Source organism: Haloarcula sp. 1CSR25-25 (assembly GCF_032027985.1).
Taxonomy (GTDB): domain Archaea; phylum Halobacteriota; class Halobacteria; order Halobacteriales; family Haloarculaceae; genus Haloarcula.
In genome coordinates, this window is record NZ_JAHYBW010000014.1 from 39,390 (window position 1) to 55,267 (window position 15,878).

Below are 15,878 nucleotides of genomic sequence, written 5' to 3' on the forward strand. Positions count from 1 at the left end.
CTTCTTCCCTAGTCCGGGTGATGGTTGCGGTTCCTCGCACCCCGAATGATATAGGATCAATTTAATATACCGATACAAAAACCTCCCCCTCCAGAGGAACTAATACCGAGGACGAATTCGAGTCAGAATCAGTCCCCACGGTCGAGAGGGCAACTACCTTTGCGGGGCTGCGGGACGTCTCCGTTTTAACTGAAAATATAAGATTGAGACCGGCGCTTTCACTTTCGTGGTTCAAATGCGGCCACGTTGATTCTCCGCCGGGTAACGGTCAGGTCTGGAGTGATTAGCCCGACAATGAGGTTGAAGCGGAGGGTTGACACTCCTGAACTACTCGGTGCTATATGATCGTCTTCCCGCCACTCTGTCCTGTACCCAGTGATGATGCCTGTTGTGTCGCCGGTTGAACCGAACGACGTAATGTCATCAGCGAGAGTCACTTCTTCTCCAATCTTTCCGGGCAGGTGCATCGGGTCAACGGAGACAACAAAATTAGTCCCTTCACATTGCCGAGAATATACGCCGACAGTGATTTCGAAGGACTCGGCTTGCCCACCTACTATTTTGAGACTGTTCTCATTGACGACCGTTGTTCCGCTTGTTGTTTCGAGAACGTGGTCGGCTCCATTGAATCCGGCGTGGCTGATGGGGGATGGATACGGGGATTCAGACAGAAGTCCGATGTACCTCTCGAAGGCTGTCTGGAGCTCGGGATTTTCTTCTGGCACCTGAATCCCACGGATGGTTTCATACACGCTGTCTGGCGGTTCTGGCAGGTCGTCGCCGTTGCGGAAAATCCGGCCTGGCGGAATGTCCACCAAGAACGCACCGCGTGGCCCAGACACGAAGAGGTGGCCGGTATCGCACAGGACGACCCTCGTGGTCACGGGGTCAATTCTTCCGTACCCATTCGATAGCCTGACGGCACGCTTCAAAAACCGCCACGAAATGTGTGTACGCCCGTCTGCACTCCAGCGATAGTGGGTATCCATCTCGTCAAAACTCGTGTAATATTCCGGCACGTTGATTTCCGAGAGGGCGTGGTCCCGAAGGTAGTCATCCGCGCCGTGAATGATGATTCCGCCGCTCCCAGGAATCTCCTCGTGGGAAAGGTCGTCGTGAAATTTACCATCTAAGCGCCAGTATTCAAGGATTTTAACTGGTCCTTGCTGAACGGGTTGGACTTCCCAGTCGAATCCCTCGATGTCGGGAAGTACCTCCCTATTCATCGAGTGAGTCGCGTAGTCGTCAGCACTGCCCAGGATACCGATAGTGTGTGGGTCTTGTCGGACCTGTGACCCTGGGTTGTTCTCCACGTTCACTCCGTAGCTTCCGAGACCTTGTTGACTGTTGTTCATGGATTAGGCTCACCGACTCAGACTGTTATCGGCTCGTCGCTGGCTGCATACTCTCCTCTCAAGGCAGCTCGATGCGTGTCGACGAATTTCTTGCCGACGGCACGGAACCATTCGTCGCGCTTCTCTGGGATGTACTGCTCGTCTTCGATACTAGGCGGGGAGTCCCAACCTCGGCTCAGTCCCCACTGTTCCAAGTCAACGGACACCTGGCCATCGTCTGCCGTAGCAATGATTCCGATTCGTTGACACCGTATCGTCCCAACGATTCCTCCTGCAGTCGCACTGTCAGCGAGTCCGGAGAGCCCACGATTGAGATTGCGATAGCACCCCTCTGGCAGACGGATAACCAGTTCTTCTCGGTCAATCGCCTCGTAGTCACCACTGACTGGATTGGTTTTTCCGTTGTCTTCGACCCACTGCTCGTCGGTATTCAAGTACCCTGCTCTCTGGAGTTTGGTGATTTGTTCTTCAAGCGATTCAAGCGACGGGAACTGGAGGGTCCCTTCTAGTATTGGATGTTCTCCCATGATTTGACTCATCTTTGCCAAAACACTGAATACAGACCAGTTAATGCAGTTTCAATCCAAAAACGTCGAGGGCTGTTGTAACGGGGCGCGGTCATTCACTGTTCCGCCGCAAGACCCCACTACCATAGATTATCAGATCGGCTCTGCAGTGAGGGCATTCTCCATTAACCCACAATTCGAATTCAGTGTCGTCGACTGGGGCGTATCCCATGTTGTCGTTTTTCAGTGTCTCTACTTGTTCTTCGCAGTGTGGACAGGTTTGACTCATGATTTTGGAATTAGTTGGCCGGGTTCAATCTGGCGCTGGAAACCCACTGACGGGAGGCTAAAAAACACTTGAAACGGGGTGTCGTCATTGCTCGTCGCGAGCGTTTTGCACGCACTCCGGGACAGGTGGAAATTCACGAATTACTCTTTGCTCGTAGACGCCGTACTGCTCGTTTTTGACGGTGAGCCGGGTGCCTGTTTCGTTCGTCGCCGCGCTACTCTGTTTAAAGTGGAACGCGACGTCGTTGCGTCGGCATTGACGGAGGATATCCCGCGCCCACTCGTGGTCCATCTCTCGACGCATATCGTCACTGGCGTTTTCGCCGCCGACGACCGCCCACTCAATATGATCTAATTCGACTTCGCCAACGGGCTCGATGAGTGGCTCGAAACTCACCCAGCGCCGGGCGTCGACGTTGCGTAATTGTTCGATTCGGTGAGTGGTGTCGGGATACTCCCCACCGGGACCGCTTCCGACGCTGGCCCCGACGATGGCGTTGTCTGGCCACGAAACCTCAATTTCGGCAGCCCGACCGGGTCGCTTGGTCAAAAACACGAACTCGTGTTCTGGAAGCTGGCGAGCGACGGCAATAACGCGGCGGACGAACGACGTCGGCACCTCGCGGTGGAAGAGGTCACCCATCGAGACGACGAAGACACGGCCCGGCCCATCGGGATAGGTGTAGGCCAGTGGCTCGTCAAGACGATCTTCGTGGGTGTCGACGACGGCCTCGGCGTTTTCTTGCGTCCATTCGAGGTCGTCCATATATTCTGGCGCGTCGTCTCGGGCCGCCTGTCGGCGGGTGAAGGCTTCTGCCCAGCACGACCGGCACTCTGGTCCGTGACGACTACACCCGGTGACTGGCGACCAGGAGTAGTCACACCACGATATACTAGTCGTCTGCATAGCTACTGACGCTGTGTTCGTCGGCGTAGTCGAACAAGAGTTGGCGGATGGCTTCGGGAGTGGTGTTTTCGACGCCGTCGTCTCGTGTGTCGATAAAGCACTGCTCTACCTGTGCAAGCAGATCGACTGCGGTGAGGGGATACCGAGCGATAGCGTGCGTTACTCGGTTTCGGTGGATGTCATTTGGTTCGATGGCGTACGGTGTCTCAGTCTCGGCAATGTTATCTGCCAACGAACTCGCCGCCTGGAGCCACTCACCGTAGCCGGCGTCAGGGTGGTCCGCATCGACCCAGTCGGTGTCGGTGAGATGTGTACGAAGCTCGGGCAACAAACTGTCTAACCGCTGGTTGAGTGCGTGGGGGTACGCCGATATCGATTGAATATGGCGAATGGGTCCTTCGCCGGCACAGCTGTCAGATGATTCGAAGCCGAATCTATACTCGTCTGGCTCCCCTCTCTCGGTCAGGTGTTTCTCGCATCGGAGGACCCCTGCGAGGCCACTATTGGCTGCGTCGGTTGGGCGGTGATACAGCCGGTAATCGCACACCTGCCGACCGATGCTCCCGCCAACAAGGTATGGTCCCAATTCGTCCTCGAGAGTAACGATTGTTCCGAAGCGGGTGAGGCGATTTATTATCGCCTCTGCGCTCGCTGACGGAGTAGGCCCTGTTAACCGCCTCATGACGGCCATTGAGGGGAATTCACTCTCCGGGCTGTAGTCTGCGAGTGTCGATGATTCGGTTGACATGATTTTTGACTCCTTGTCACACTCCCACGGAAACTCCAGAGTGGGTTGCCATGAGGGCGCTACCCTGCGACGACTCTCAATACGCTTCAGACAAGGAGCCATCCAAGTATTCAACTTCTAATAATAATCTACTTGTCATAGGCTGATGTAGCATATCTCCCATGGTGAAGTCGCGAGTGGATGCGTACGTCAAGGAGGGGAAAGTTGTGGTTGAGTACAAGGGGGAGCATATTCGGACACTTAGTCCCGAAGAAGCAATTGAGTGTGGTGGTGACATTGCGACAGTAGGGAAAATCGCCAAACGAGGACACGGTAACAGGCCAAAGGACTCATCTTACCCTGACAACTCTTCCGCTTCTCACAGTTCCGCAAATATTGAACGTGAACACTCTCGTGATGATGAAGAGGAGGACGAAGAGGACTGGAGGGGACCAAACAAAAATTCCCTAATCGACGGGCCGCTGTGATGTCATTCGTGGGCCTGGTTGGACGCAGAACACACACCACCGTTTCCGCTGTTATCCCTCATGGCGTCTTCTGATTGAGTATGTCACAGTCGGACACTGCCATTTCGTATTCGTCGGCGGTAACTCGTTCCCAGATAGGGAACTCACGCGGGTGCTTGACTCCTCGGGGGTGTTCTGCATCGTAGTGCTGTCCGTCAAACTCAATCCATGAATGAACGTACCAAGCATCGTACTGGGTGATTTCACTCGGGTACCCAAGATAATCCAGTACCTCTTCTGCGAACTCTCGACAGTACCCTGAGTTAACCGTGATCGGGTCGTTAGCAGTAATGTCGTCTCGTTCTTGCGTAAATTCGTAAAGAACGCTCTGTATAGCTTCGGTGATCTCTTGTGGCTCTGGTGGCGGAGTGTCCGTCATCCCCACTCTCCGATCCCTGTCTGGCGCGGGAGTTCTTCTTCACGCCGGCGCTCGTAGGCTCGTTTTGCATCAGGCTCGATGTCGATGGCTGTGGCGTCGACGTCAGTCCCGTACTCCCGCTCTGCGGCTATTACTGCTGGCGCGGTGCCTGCACAGGGTTCGATAATCCGGCTGTCTGGTGAGGTGTACTCTTGTATGAGGTCCAGATAAGGGGCTAGTGGCTTGACTGTCCCCCACTCCCAGTCTCGCCGTTCTCGTTCGCACGGACACCCTCGTGTATGCCGCCCCCCGACAGGATGCGATTGTGGAACCGGCGTTGCCTCCTTCTGCGCTATGAGGATGGTGTAGCCACCAGATGAACCGTACATACCTGGAGTGCTTCGATCCGGGACTCCGTCTGAGGTGAGAGATGTTACTGTATAGGTAAACTGGCAGCGACCCGGCCATACTTTCTCGAAGTAGCTCCCGGCTCGCGAAATCAAATAAGAGTCCGTATCGAGGGCGAGGAACCCACCTGGCTGGAGAGCATCATACACCGCATCGAGAAACTCGACCACTGTCAGATTCGTATCAACTCTTGGCTCTCCTTCAACGAGTTCTGCATCGTCTTCATCAAAGGGGTGCGTCCGATAGTTGACCCCGAACCCACCGGAGCGCTGTGGTCTGGCCCAGGCGTCATTTAGGTGTGCGAAATCGACCGACTTGGAGGGCAGACCCCGGAGGTATTCGAGGGCATCCTCTACAATGTATTCTACCCTTGCTATCGGTAGTTTCTAAGGTCACACGTCCATCGGCGCTTGTCGTACTCCTCGTATGCTTGTCGCCCTTCGCGGGACTGCCAGCTATCGCCGCCGCCGGTATCGGGGTCGTCAAAGTTCTCGCAGGTAAATCCTGCAGCACTATAGACAGTGCCAGGATTGCCTGCGATACCTGCGAGTGCAATTAAAGTATCGTAGTCTTCCAATGCAGCCCACTCTCTTGCTCTCGCGATGAGCCAAGACCCAGTGTTCTGTGGACGGTCGGGGCGTGCAGCCAGCCGTGTGATATAGATATTCGTCCCGTCGTCGACGTCGGGGTTCGCTGGTCGGCCCAGAATGCAGACTGCTACAATATGGCCTCGGTACCGAGCGCTGAAGCAGGCTTTCCAGCCCTGTATTGACCCGAGGTGGTGGTGTTCCTGTAGAAAGAGGTCAATCGGGGCCTTCGTCCGCTCACGGACAAGATTTAGTTCGTCGACACTGGGGGCGGTCGGAAGAGCGGTATCCAAGGCGGCTGGTTCGTCGCTTCTTGAACCCGCCTCTACCAGTGTCTGCTGTTCAGTTTTGACCTCCATATTGTTTTACCTGAGCGAATTGCTGGAATACTGGACTCTACGGTTTCAAGCTTCTTTGGACCGGCCAAGAATATCGTTTTCAGGGACGTGCGACCCTTACGACTGGGAGTAGATGAGTTCGCGGGGGATTGTTCGAGAAATACTATGGCCGCCATATTCTCCGCTGACAGAGATTTGCTCTGCTTCGCGGTCCACCTCTTCAACCCAACAGCTGTGAGTGGCTTCGTACCCTCGAAGATAGACGGCAACACGGTCACCTTCACTCAGTGCAGCGAATTCGTCGTCGGTGATTGGGTTGCGAACCTCTGTAACGATGGGCTGGAACGCGTCTCCATCAACGACTGTCTCGTACATCTCGAAATGGTATTCGTATTTCACCACGAATTTGTCTTCAGCGGTATTGGCATGGAGTATTTTTGCGTTCGTCAGAAATCCCTCGACCTCGACTGGGTGCCAGTCGCCTTCTGTGAGTTTGGATAAGTCCACTCCGTTACGGTTCTGTGCTATCACCTGGTGAGATACAGGTCGCTGGTCCCCCGGTGTTTCTACCATTGGCACCTCTCGCCCACTGTTGGTTTTTTCGAGCATCCCACGAAAGCAAGATGGCTGAATACCACCGGAGGGTGGTATACGGAATATCAGCGGAACTGTGTAATATCACACTTCCAGATGGATTCCATCATGAGCGCGGATTGTGCTTGCATAGAGTGCGCTCGGCTGAACCCGGCCCTTTCGTAGGCTGTCCCTGCATATCCTCTCTTGTCTGCGAGACCGTAGAGTGAGTCGTATCCTTCTAAAATCGCCCATCTCCGGATTTTCCCGAGAAGCCATGCTCCGGTATTATGAGGGGTATCTGGCCTGCCACACAGATGGGTAACGGTAGTTGCACTGCTAGTTACGTGTTGTAAAAACGCGGCGGGGCCAAGGACACCGATGGCAACGAGATATCCGTGACAGGTGGCCCCGAAACAGGCCTCCGTCTCGCCCACCTCAGTCGTATGCCCAAATTGGTTCAGGAATGCTTGAATGTCCTGCTCGTTCTCAATCCGAGTCAGGTGGAGGTCGTCTACGCTCTGCGGCTGTGTTAGCTCAAAGTCGTGCCTCGCTTCTTCCGATCGAGGATGGAACTCGGTTGACTCCGCTTCGTGATTATATGCGACAGCCATGATTTCGGTCCCCGCCTGTTAATTGTACTACTCGCACAGGGCCTGGTCTACCAATTCATCGGCCTTCTTGTTCGCTTTTCTCGGGACGTGCTTGATACTGAAGTACTCGAACTGGTTGGCCAACTCCTGTGCTCGGTTACGAAGTTCCCTGAGTTCACTGTCATCCGTGTTCCAGTCGCCACTGACCTGCTTGACCACCAACTGGGAATCCCCCTCCACCTCAACACGGTCGACATTTTCTTTCTGGGCTACTTTCAGGGAACGGATGAGTGCCATGTACTCGGCCTGATTGTTCGTAGCCGTCCCGATTGTATCGCTGTACTCTTCACTCCAGCCGTCACCGTCAATCCAGCACCCAACGGCGGCAGCGCCGGGATTTGGTCTGGCACCACCGTCGAAACGAACGATGGCTTCCTCGGGCGTATCCTCAACTATCATTGTTCCGTCGTCGCATTGTGGACACGGGGACCCATCCACTCGAATATCTGTCCACTGGCATGAGTCGCACTCGCTCATCTCCACAGTCATACACTGTTGCGTCTGAGCTGAATACTCCAAGCGATTAAAGTCAGAGGGAATCGTTGAGCATACCGGTCCAGCCTATGTCGGCGAGGGAGAGTCTCGGCTCTGTCGCTTCTGTGTAGATTTCGTGTCCTGGGCGATTGCTACGATTTTTCATGCTCTTGTTGAACAACCGGATATGCTCGAAGCCGTGAAACAGCGCTGGGGATTGTTCTGTGGCTGGGATAGTTGCTTCAAGCTCCGATTCTTCTGGGGCTGATTGGCGGAAAACGGTTCGCTGTCGGGGCTTTTTCCTTGCGTCGAGATAGATACTGAGGCTTGTTGAACACTCTTTCGTCAGGCCGACCACGGGAGCGTCGGTCAAGTCGTACTCGGAGAGAATCTTGTGGGCCGCTTGAGCGGCGGTCGTTGCGGCACCACATAGCAGTTGGTCGTCTACTTCGACGGGGGCCGGCGGATTCGAGATGTGCTTCCCACGGAGATAGACACCGGTCTGAAGTTCGCTCTCGGTTGGCCACCCGTTCTGACACGATGTGCTATCGAAGATGATCGAAAACGCTCCTTCCGGAATGAGGTTCCAAGAATTCCGGGTGTTTTCCCAGTACTGAGGGACCTGATTGAGTGAGACGTGGCGATCTGGAAAGATGTATTTCTTGTCGACCGCTCCATCAAGCGAGAGTAGAGGGGCCGGTATGTCGTCTGGCGAATCTCGCTCAGACACCTCGGTGGTATCCGCACTCGAATTGCTAATGGAATCTGTCGTCCCGTGCTCTTCCGCAAAATCGGTTAGCGTTGTGCTTCCGTCCATGGCTCTCTACGGAATCGTGTACCGGTCTGAGCGGTGCCTTACTGGATTGATAGCGACGGCTTTCCCGTGCGCTACCAAGACGAAGGGGCTCCACCCTCAGTCATAGAGCGTGTACTTCTCGCTGTCGTAATTGGCTCCGACACCAACCGACAAATAGTGAATAGCTTTCTTGAGTGGATATTCTCTGATTCGTGGGACCCCGTCAGGGTATGTGAGTTTCCCTCCATCCAGTGGTTCCCACGAGCTAAATTCATAGTCGGGCGGCAACGCGAAAGACCGGTGACTGGATGCAATGAGGTACTCAGTTCCGTCTTCTATCTCGCCTATTCGCTTCTCCCCGCTCGGGCGAACCGAAACTTCGACGCCGTCCCACCGGAACTGTTCAAGCTCCCGGAACTGGATTTGGTCTTTGACTGACTCTGCAACCGAATTGTGAGGGACTCCTGGGAGTGTATAGCGGGCTTTCCACCTGTTGTATTTCCGTTCTAAGTGCTCTCTGGCCTCTGCTTCCGTTTCGAACTGCTCGTCGCAGTGTAGACACTCGTAGGTATCGACGGTGTGGCTCATCCAGACTGGCTCACACGCGTCGTGATATTTGAAGACCTCCCCATCCTCTCGGACGGCTATCGTATTCTCGGTGGTAACGGACCCGCTAATGGTGATTTCACAGGCGAATGAGGCACTGTCTGCAAGTGTCTCCACACTCTGGCCGCCGTCTCCTGTACTACTGGCTGATGCCGCCGTGGTATGATTGTCAACTGCCATCGGTGTATTCCTCTGACTCAACTCAGACCGTCAGATGGCTGAATACTGTTGCGTGACTGAACCCACGGACGAATCAGGATAAAAATCAGTCTCAGAACCGATTTACTCTAGTTCAGTCTCAAGCGGACTTCTTTAGCTCCTTCCATTACCCCAGTGTGTCCTGAATCTGCTGGGTCACGGTCAACTTCTCGTGCGTGGACATTTCGGATTCGCTTTGAATGACGCCGTCGATGTCGTCGATACTTTCACTCAGAGTCCGTTGTGACTCCTCAACATCTTCATCTCCATCCGTTGCTTCGTCGTATTTCCGCTTAGCACGGTTGATTTCCGTTTCGGGGTCCCGCAGGAGTTTCCGGCCCACACGGGCGTGTCCCTGGAACGTCATCGAATTCCGTGACTTCCCCTCGCCGGTGTATTTCTCGTTGATGACGGCGCTGATGTTGACGAACAGATTCCACATTGAGAGGACGTCTGGTTCGGCGCTGATCTGCTGGGCCCGGTCGGCGATTTCTTCTGCGTACGTGGGTGGGAGTCCAAGATGCTCGATGAACTCAGCGGGGTCCCAGGTATCCTCATTGCTGAAGTCCAACTTGAGCGTGGATGCATCGTCGACGGTTTCGAGCAGGTCGCCGTCGACGGAGGTGGCGCTGGTGATATCCTCGTAGCCTTTCTCCCACCAGTCTTTGGCGTACTGCATGACATCGCCACGATGCGGTTGGGACTTGGACTTCCCGAGCGCCCAGTACGCTGTCTGATGCTCCGTGTCGAATCCAAACAGTTCGAAATCGAGCGAGCGGGTCCCATCGAAGCGGTATCCGGAGTGGTAGCCGAGATACACTGGCCCACGGTCTTCATCGCCTTCTTCCATCGTGGGCGGAATGAACCGCTGCGATGGAAGCAGCACGTAGAGGTCGACTGCCCCGCCGAAGTCTGAGAATTCTACCCAGCCGATAGGCTCTCTCTCGCCGTGCTTTTCTAGGGTCTGATGGCATTTGTAATACCAGTCGGTCGGGTTGATAACCGTGTACCCGTCGCTCCCAATCTGCCAGTGGTAGGAGACGTTGTATCCGAGAGCGGCAAGTGCTTCTCGCCGTGGGTCCACAATCGCTCGGGCGTCGTGAGCTCGCTGCGTGGGCTCTTGGCGGCCAGCGTCGAACGGGTCTCCGGTATTCGTATCGTTGAACTCCTTGAGGCCGGACCCCATCGAGTCGTCAGACTCTATCAGAGATTTGACCTCGTCGGTCGCGACGATCCCGTTGCCCGCGACGAACGAGTTGTCAATCTCGACCGTTCTGCGCTCTGCTGATGGCAGCGATTCGATTATTTCTTTCAGTGACGCTTCGGGATACCGCGGGAGGTCAAGTTCCTCTGCGACGACACGCGGTATCTTAACCTCTCCGTCACGCGGAGACAGTCCCGAAAACGGGATGATACCGTCCTCAACTATTGTCTGACTGGGCAGGCTCATGGCTCACTTTGCACGATACTGAATACATCGCGGACTGCCACTCTCAATGCCCACCTGCGGCAGTGAGGAACGCTCGCCGTCTCATTGTTACTTTTCGCCTGGATGCTTGGGACGACCGACACCTTCAGCGGTTTGGTAACCTTGCTCGCTTTGGATGATTAGTCCTCTGTCCTTGAGCCTGTCTAGTGTATCGTCGGCCTTTGAGCCACTAAGTTCCCCGTAGGGGCAGGCAATGGTTTTGATGACACTTTTCGACACCCATTCGCCTTGCATTGGGTTTGTGTTGAGGTGGATGATCGAGAGGACTTTCCGCTCTGCGGGACCAAGGTCGTCAGCCGGAATCGGCTCTGGCGTAGCAGAACTGTTCATGGGGATAGATTCTCAATTCTGTCTTCATATACTCCGTGGTTGATGGCTTTCATCAACTTAATCGCGAGGTCGAGCACGTCTTGCTCGTCTGGATCTTGGATGTCCAGCTCAAGCGTCTTGATGACGCCCAGCCATTCCCTGTTGCTGTCGTAGAGGCCGGCTGAGGCACCGCTTGGTTTCTTCGGGTCGTAGGCGACTTCGATGGTGGTTTCTCCCCGTTGTTGTTTCCAGATTCGATTATATATCCCGCCTCCGGTGTGGACTACGGTTCCGTAGTCCCATCCAGTTGGGTTTTCAAACGCATCGGCGTCGATGAGGTCGTCGGGTCGCTTGGGTGGCCGTGTCATGCGTTCCTGAGAGTGGGGGAGTTCGCGGCTCGTGCTGCGTCTTGGAATATTGTCGTGAAATCCGGTTCGTAGTCGAGAATCTCTAGAAGCTCGTCTTGGAGCCCTTCTCGTGTCGTGACCCGGTCGTCAAACGGGACGAACTCTTTGATGAAGACGTGATTTTTGTTCTGCTCTATCCACGTCACTGGCTGGTCAACGGCACTGAAGTCGGGTTCTTCGGAAACGACCCTTGCACCGTTGATTTTGTCGTTGTTTTCGCGTTCCTCTTGGATATCTTCGAAGAACTCTGCGTGTGCTGGGAGAGTTGTCGTCAGGAAGTTGATGAACTCAACCCCAGTGGGACACAACGATTCGATTCGACCTCCCCCCCAACAGACATGTAGTACACGTCTGTAGATGCATTCAGCCAACTACCGGGGCTACTGTAGAGCGTTTCGACTACTGGGTCAAGGGTGTTGTCAGTCATTAATTTGGCCTCCTATGTAGGACCTGACCGATACTGCGGCCTATCTCGTCTGGCCCGCTGAATACTCGCTTAACTGTCGTTCTTTTCGGCGAATATTCTGTACGTGGCACTGGGGTGACGCCGTGAGAGAACAGCCCTGCGTCCGATGGCGTTGTGACGAGTGTGGAGGCCGCCACTCATCTTTCTCCCCTCCGTATGATTGTCGAACTGCTTGCGCCGGTTGTCGTCCGTCCTCACAACCACGTAGGTGTAGGGACGGACGAAGGAGGCGGCACTGACAGTATCTGGAAGCGAGGTCCCAAGGACGTCTGCAGGGTCGCGACTAGCGGGATTTGTTGCTTGTCGGCTCATTCTTCTGGGTGGTTGCCTCTGACGTTTGTTTCAATGCGTGAGTACTCGAGATTCTCGTCAGTCACGAGTACGTAGACTGGCCGGTCGCTCGGCCGAGTGTAGCCACGGTCGACCACTACGGCACACACGATATCGGTCCCTCGGTCGGGATCAGCGATGTCGACCGAGATATAAACCTCCTCGTCCAGGTCGAACGAATGTGTGCACTCTGGGTTACGCCCGTTCGGATTCAGTAATTCGACTGTGCTCATTGTGCCGGTTCGAGGTCTGCTCGGAGGTCTCTAATAGCGGCTCCAAGCTCAGCAGGTTTCGCCATCATCTGAGGATGCTCTTCGAGTTGGGCGAGTCGTTGTTCAGCTGCACTGAGAAGGAATTCGAAGGACTTCCGGGGAGATTCGACGGCTACTGTGTCGGGAGAGTCCGACTGGGTGTTCTGAGCGATTTCCTCTGAGGCATTCAACTCCGTTTCGAGTTCGGACAGTGCGTCGTTGAATTCAGCAAGGAATTCGTCGTCGACGTTCCCATACCCGCTGATGAGTTCATTGTACTCGATTTCGGCGCGGTGTTTCACCAGGTCGATTGCTTGCTTGGGTACTAGCACGGCATTGTCACACTCTCCAGAGAGAACGCCAGGGCTGGCTTCGATTTCAGTCCCCGCCGGAATATGCGGCGGCACGCTCTCCCCGTGGCGTGCTTCGTCGCTCAGATACTTTGAGAAGTCGTCTGCCGGCTGGGTCTGACACACTTCATCGTAACTGCTGACGATGGTTCCGTTCTCGATGAATTCGGTGTCTGGCGTCTTTTCACCCGGTTGGCACTTGTACTGGAGAATCACACCCGGGACTCCTGTATCGGGATCGACTCCTCTGTCGGCAAACGTCACGCCTCGGTATTCGGTGATTGCACTATTGGCCGTCCGAACACTTACAGCACACGTAGTGGCAGTCATTGGTTCATCTCGGCGTGGGACTCAATACGCCGGCTCACCGCATTTCAGCGAAGGGTTGAACAAAAGATAAGTGACGGGACTGCGTGTTTCCTTTATCAACCTCAGGAAGACTGACTGTCTACAGCAGGCACATTCAGATTTCTGGGGAGCATGAACACAGTCCAACTATGCCAGACCAAGGTCAGCAGATTTCAGACTCCAAATCGGCAGATAACGCGGCACATGCAATCGATTTTTCGCACATCAACGTGCTGGTCGTAGACGAAGAAACGACCAACCCAGTTCCCGGGGCAGAGGTGACGTTCACCCCATTGGATAGTGAAGACGATGCTGAGGCCACGGCGGCAACTGCAGAGACCGAGGAGTTCCAAGGCGTGGTCGAATTCAAACTCGCCCCCCGCGTCAGGACGGGGAAGATAACAGTCTCTCACGACCCCTATAAGACCGTGAATGAGAAGTTGGATATCCAGGATGGGGAGACAGAGGCTCTGGTTGAATTGGAGCTCGGGACTGGAACTGCTCATTTAGGATGTGACGATGTTTTTCTTGGCAGCCTCAGCACCACACTCTCTCCTGCTGACGAATTCCTGGAGGAAAGACACGAGACTGATGCTGACGTAACGATACCAGCGGAGGGCTTGACGGAACTGGAACTGACATCCGGGAGTTACACTGTCGCAATTGATGACCCCGAACTAGAGCAATATTTCGAATCTTTCTCTATTGAGTTCACGGTGACTGAGGAAGAGGCTACGTCTGTAACATTTGAGTTAGACACCGAGTATCAGTTATCTGCCGATCAAGAGACCCAATTGGACAGCCTTCGCGATAGTATCACCACCCTCCGGTCTACGATTAACGTCGATACCGCTGTCCAGTACTACCTTTCATCAGTCACTATGGAGGCAATCCGCGAATTTGAGTCGTGTATTTCAGAGGGGACTGTCCCGCTCGGTAGCGACGTGTCTCCAGAGAAGGCTCAATCTGCAATGCTTCACGCTATCCACCGTTCTCATCTGTTGCTCGAAATGGTACTGAAAGGGAAGCAGGCAGTCGACCTCTTCACGGCATGTAATGAGAAGGTGGATCTTCAGATTGAGTGGAACGGAGAGGTTGACGTTGAAGCATGGTCGCATTGGCTTTGCCAGGACACTTCGTGGGCTGAGGACGAGCTTCAGGAGGCGAAAGAAGAGACCTCTGACATCATTTCAGAGGAAGCCTCGGACTTAGCAGAAGTAGGGCCGCTGTATGAGTTGCTTGATAAATTTGAATTGCCGGCAGATGCAGAGGAGATAGAGTATATTTCACAGGCTTATATTTTGACGTGCTATCTTGAGGCAGTCGCCCGGTTGTTCGACTATCCCGATTTGAAGGACCGGTTTGACGAAACCCCGTCCTGAACCGCTGGCGACTTCACTCAGACAGAAGATGCGCTAGTACAGCGCTCGTCCCATCTGCTGTCCGTGGCACATCCGTGTCCAAGAACTGCTCGTCACTGGGTTCAATATCGAGGATCCCTGGCTCGACGATGTGGGGTTGTCCGTCTCGTTTTCCTATCAGTGTAAGCGCGAGTTGCCCATCGACTTTTCCACCGGCAACTTCAATTTCGACGTCACTGGGAAATGAGACGGTCATCCACCCATCTGGCCGCCGAACGCTGATTTCTACGGTATCCGATTGGGGCCAGTCACCTCTCATCGTTGGGACTGGAGGAATAGCAATCTATCGGCACGTGTCTACCGCTGTTTTACGCTCAAGTTCGGCGACCGCACTCTCGACGTCGACGAATCGTTCTTTGTCGAGGACTTTGAATCCGCCGGGCAGGTTTGCTTCGTGGCGGTAAGACAGTTCTGCTCCGTGCGGGTATTCTTTGACCACGTACCAGCCGGGGCTGTCAGGCTTCTCCGCAGTGACTTTCACCCCGATCGGAGTCTGTTCGGTCGTTGTATCCCAGCACTCGGGGGTCGCTGGGGGACTTGTGGTTGCCATTAGGCTTCACCACGACCGTCGCCAGGTTGGTCAAATTGGAGATATCCAGTGGTATCCAGCCCACGAGCTGCGTAAGCGGGCAGAATGGCCCCGATGTAGGCGGTCAACTTCGGGGCAACGACATCACCGATGTTAGCACCGGGCTTGAGTTCACCGTTGATGACCCAGTAGGATGCATCTTTGAGGGCAGCATCCATTGCGTCAGAAATGACGATTTTGTCACTCCGTTGGAGATATGCATCCTGATAGGCAGCGACGAGGTCAGCGCGAAACTCGTCACTGGCTTCGTAGTGGGACCATCCGCGGTTGCACATCAAGTCTTCAATAACCAGTTCGAGATGGTCTAGAGACTTGATCCCGTATCGGGTGTAGACCTTTTCGACTTTATCGGTTGCCGGTTCGACTCGCGTAGGACGCTCAAGATTTGAGTTTCGAGATGTCATATCAGATTTTCCGTGAAAAATGAAACCGACCTCACGGAGGCAGGCGTGCCCAAATACCTAGACTCGCTTTGCTGTTTCAACTATAGGGCCGTGGTGAATCGCCAGACGTAGCTTGATTTCACTGTTTTAGCGATTGCTTGATATTGTGAACCGCACACATCAAGACGAGTTCACGAAATTCACCGTACCAAGATCGCGCACGCACGGCGTCGC

Annotated in this window: 20 protein-coding genes and 1 pseudogene; 2 read left to right on the plus strand and 19 right to left on the minus strand. The window is 54.5% G+C overall.

Going from position 1 to position 15,878, the window contains the following annotated elements; translation table 11 throughout:
- Positions 1-218: 218 nt before the first annotated feature.
- The 4 genes from KZ498_RS24000 to KZ498_RS24015 all read right to left on the minus strand — a co-directional run bounded on the left by KZ498_RS24000 (position 219) and on the right by KZ498_RS24015 (position 3,384).
- On the minus strand, positions 219-1,355 hold the full coding sequence (locus KZ498_RS24000; RefSeq protein WP_312622184.1) for a hypothetical protein: 1,137 nt from the start codon (positions 1,353-1,355) through the stop codon (positions 219-221).
- Positions 1,356-1,372: 17 nt separating this feature from the next.
- Positions 1,373-1,882, minus strand: a complete 510-nt coding sequence (locus KZ498_RS24005) for a hypothetical protein (RefSeq protein WP_312622185.1) — start codon at positions 1,880-1,882, stop codon at positions 1,373-1,375.
- A 352-nt stretch (positions 1,883-2,234) separates the two neighbouring features.
- Entirely contained in the window at positions 2,235-3,056 is an 822-nt protein-coding gene (locus tag KZ498_RS24010) for a DUF5131 family protein (RefSeq protein ID WP_312622186.1), read from the minus strand.
- Positions 3,043-3,384 carry a hypothetical protein gene (locus tag KZ498_RS24015; RefSeq protein WP_312622188.1) on the minus strand — a complete coding sequence of 114 codons (342 nt, stop codon included), beginning with the start codon at positions 3,382-3,384 and terminating at the stop codon, positions 3,043-3,045. Before KZ498_RS24015 ends, KZ498_RS24010 begins: the two co-directional genes overlap by 14 nt.
- Before the next feature lie 596 nt (positions 3,385-3,980).
- On the opposite strand from KZ498_RS24015, the gene KZ498_RS24020 reads away from it, so the two are divergent.
- Positions 3,981-4,271 carry a hypothetical protein gene (locus KZ498_RS24020; protein ID WP_312622189.1) on the plus strand — a complete coding sequence of 97 codons (291 nt, stop codon included), beginning with the start codon at positions 3,981-3,983 and terminating at the stop codon, positions 4,269-4,271.
- Positions 4,272-4,329: 58 nt separating this feature from the next.
- On the opposite strand, the gene KZ498_RS24025 is transcribed toward KZ498_RS24020, so the two are convergent.
- The 12 genes from KZ498_RS24025 to KZ498_RS24080 form a co-directional block, all read right to left on the minus strand.
- Entirely contained in the window at positions 4,330-4,689 is a 360-nt protein-coding gene (locus KZ498_RS24025) for a hypothetical protein (RefSeq protein WP_312622190.1), read from the minus strand.
- Entirely contained in the window at positions 4,686-5,246 is a 561-nt protein-coding gene (locus KZ498_RS24030; protein WP_312622192.1) for a hypothetical protein, read from the minus strand. Before KZ498_RS24030 ends, KZ498_RS24025 begins: the two co-directional genes overlap by 4 nt.
- Positions 5,247-5,449: 203 nt before the next feature.
- Complete coding sequence (locus tag KZ498_RS24035; RefSeq protein WP_312622194.1) at positions 5,450-6,022, minus strand: XF1762 family protein; 573 nt, start codon at positions 6,020-6,022, stop codon at positions 5,450-5,452.
- Between the two features lie 96 nt (positions 6,023-6,118).
- Entirely contained in the window at positions 6,119-6,574 is a 456-nt protein-coding gene (locus tag KZ498_RS24040; RefSeq protein ID WP_312622195.1) for a hypothetical protein, read from the minus strand.
- Between the two features lie 641 nt (positions 6,575-7,215).
- Positions 7,216-7,626, minus strand: a complete 411-nt coding sequence (locus tag KZ498_RS24045) for a ribonuclease HI family protein (RefSeq protein WP_312622197.1) — start codon at positions 7,624-7,626, stop codon at positions 7,216-7,218.
- 130 nt (positions 7,627-7,756) lie between these two features.
- Complete coding sequence (locus tag KZ498_RS24050; protein WP_312622198.1) at positions 7,757-8,518, minus strand: hypothetical protein; 762 nt, start codon at positions 8,516-8,518, stop codon at positions 7,757-7,759.
- 96 nt (positions 8,519-8,614) lie between these two features.
- Positions 8,615-9,283: a hypothetical protein gene (locus KZ498_RS24055; protein ID WP_312622199.1), complete on the minus strand. Its 669-nt coding sequence runs from the start codon at positions 9,281-9,283 to the stop codon at positions 8,615-8,617.
- Between the two features lie 145 nt (positions 9,284-9,428).
- Complete coding sequence (locus KZ498_RS24060) at positions 9,429-10,751, minus strand: hypothetical protein (protein ID WP_312622200.1); 1,323 nt, start codon at positions 10,749-10,751, stop codon at positions 9,429-9,431.
- A 365-nt stretch (positions 10,752-11,116) separates the two neighbouring features.
- The gene (locus KZ498_RS24065) at positions 11,117-11,467 is read right to left on the minus strand and encodes a hypothetical protein (protein ID WP_312622202.1); all 351 of its coding nucleotides are present in this window, start codon (positions 11,465-11,467) and stop codon (positions 11,117-11,119) included.
- Positions 11,464-11,814: a hypothetical protein gene (locus KZ498_RS24070; RefSeq protein ID WP_312622204.1), complete on the minus strand. Its 351-nt coding sequence runs from the start codon at positions 11,812-11,814 to the stop codon at positions 11,464-11,466. Before KZ498_RS24070 ends, KZ498_RS24065 begins: the two co-directional genes overlap by 4 nt.
- 466 nt (positions 11,815-12,280) lie before the next feature.
- Positions 12,281-12,535 carry a hypothetical protein gene (locus KZ498_RS24075; RefSeq protein ID WP_312622205.1) on the minus strand — a complete coding sequence of 85 codons (255 nt, stop codon included), beginning with the start codon at positions 12,533-12,535 and terminating at the stop codon, positions 12,281-12,283.
- Positions 12,532-13,167 carry a hypothetical protein gene (locus KZ498_RS24080; RefSeq protein ID WP_312622206.1) on the minus strand — a complete coding sequence of 212 codons (636 nt, stop codon included), beginning with the start codon at positions 13,165-13,167 and terminating at the stop codon, positions 12,532-12,534. The genes KZ498_RS24075 and KZ498_RS24080 overlap by 4 nt, the downstream gene beginning before the upstream one ends.
- 233 nt (positions 13,168-13,400) lie before the next feature.
- On the opposite strand from KZ498_RS24080, the gene KZ498_RS24085 reads away from it, so the two are divergent.
- Positions 13,401-14,633, plus strand: a complete 1,233-nt coding sequence (locus KZ498_RS24085; protein WP_312622207.1) for a hypothetical protein — start codon at positions 13,401-13,403, stop codon at positions 14,631-14,633.
- Positions 14,634-14,955: 322 nt separating this feature from the next.
- Here KZ498_RS24085 and KZ498_RS24090 read toward each other — a convergent pair whose 3' ends face one another.
- The 3 genes and pseudogenes from KZ498_RS24090 to KZ498_RS24100 form a co-directional block, all read right to left on the minus strand.
- Positions 14,956-15,222 carry a hypothetical protein gene (locus tag KZ498_RS24090; protein ID WP_312622208.1) on the minus strand — a complete coding sequence of 89 codons (267 nt, stop codon included), beginning with the start codon at positions 15,220-15,222 and terminating at the stop codon, positions 14,956-14,958.
- Positions 15,222-15,665, minus strand: a complete 444-nt coding sequence (locus tag KZ498_RS24095; RefSeq protein WP_312622210.1) for a hypothetical protein — start codon at positions 15,663-15,665, stop codon at positions 15,222-15,224. Before KZ498_RS24095 ends, KZ498_RS24090 begins: the two co-directional genes overlap by 1 nt.
- A gap of 118 nt (positions 15,666-15,783) precedes the next feature.
- Positions 15,784-15,878, minus strand: a pseudogene (locus KZ498_RS24100) (IS5/IS1182 family transposase); the annotation flags it as partial.

Coding starts and splice junctions, on each gene's coding strand:
- KZ498_RS24000 (WP_312622184.1), bottom strand. CDS start 1,355: ATGAACAACAGTCAACAAGGTCTCGGAAGCTACGGAGTGAACGTGGAG.
- KZ498_RS24005 (WP_312622185.1), bottom strand. CDS start 1,882: ATGGGAGAACATCCAATACTAGAAGGGACCCTCCAGTTCCCGTCGCTT.
- KZ498_RS24010 (WP_312622186.1), bottom strand. CDS start 3,056: ATGCAGACGACTAGTATATCGTGGTGTGACTACTCCTGGTCGCCAGTC.
- KZ498_RS24025 (WP_312622190.1), bottom strand. CDS start 4,689: ATGACGGACACTCCGCCACCAGAGCCACAAGAGATCACCGAAGCTATA.
- KZ498_RS24035 (WP_312622194.1), bottom strand. CDS start 6,022: ATGGAGGTCAAAACTGAACAGCAGACACTGGTAGAGGCGGGTTCAAGA.
- KZ498_RS24040 (WP_312622195.1), bottom strand. CDS start 6,574: ATGGTAGAAACACCGGGGGACCAGCGACCTGTATCTCACCAGGTGATA.
- KZ498_RS24045 (WP_312622197.1), bottom strand. CDS start 7,626: ATGATAGTTGAGGATACGCCCGAGGAAGCCATCGTTCGTTTCGACGGT.
- KZ498_RS24050 (WP_312622198.1), bottom strand. CDS start 8,518: ATGGACGGAAGCACAACGCTAACCGATTTTGCGGAAGAGCACGGGACG.
- KZ498_RS24055 (WP_312622199.1), bottom strand. CDS start 9,283: ATGGCAGTTGACAATCATACCACGGCGGCATCAGCCAGTAGTACAGGA.
- KZ498_RS24060 (WP_312622200.1), bottom strand. CDS start 10,751: ATGAGCCTGCCCAGTCAGACAATAGTTGAGGACGGTATCATCCCGTTT.
- KZ498_RS24065 (WP_312622202.1), bottom strand. CDS start 11,467: ATGACACGGCCACCCAAGCGACCCGACGACCTCATCGACGCCGATGCG.
- KZ498_RS24075 (WP_312622205.1), bottom strand. CDS start 12,535: ATGAGCACAGTCGAATTACTGAATCCGAACGGGCGTAACCCAGAGTGC.
- KZ498_RS24085 (WP_312622207.1), top strand. CDS start 13,401: ATGCCAGACCAAGGTCAGCAGATTTCAGACTCCAAATCGGCAGATAAC.
- KZ498_RS24090 (WP_312622208.1), bottom strand. CDS start 15,222: ATGGCAACCACAAGTCCCCCAGCGACCCCCGAGTGCTGGGATACAACG.
- KZ498_RS24095 (WP_312622210.1), bottom strand. CDS start 15,665: ATGACATCTCGAAACTCAAATCTTGAGCGTCCTACGCGAGTCGAACCG.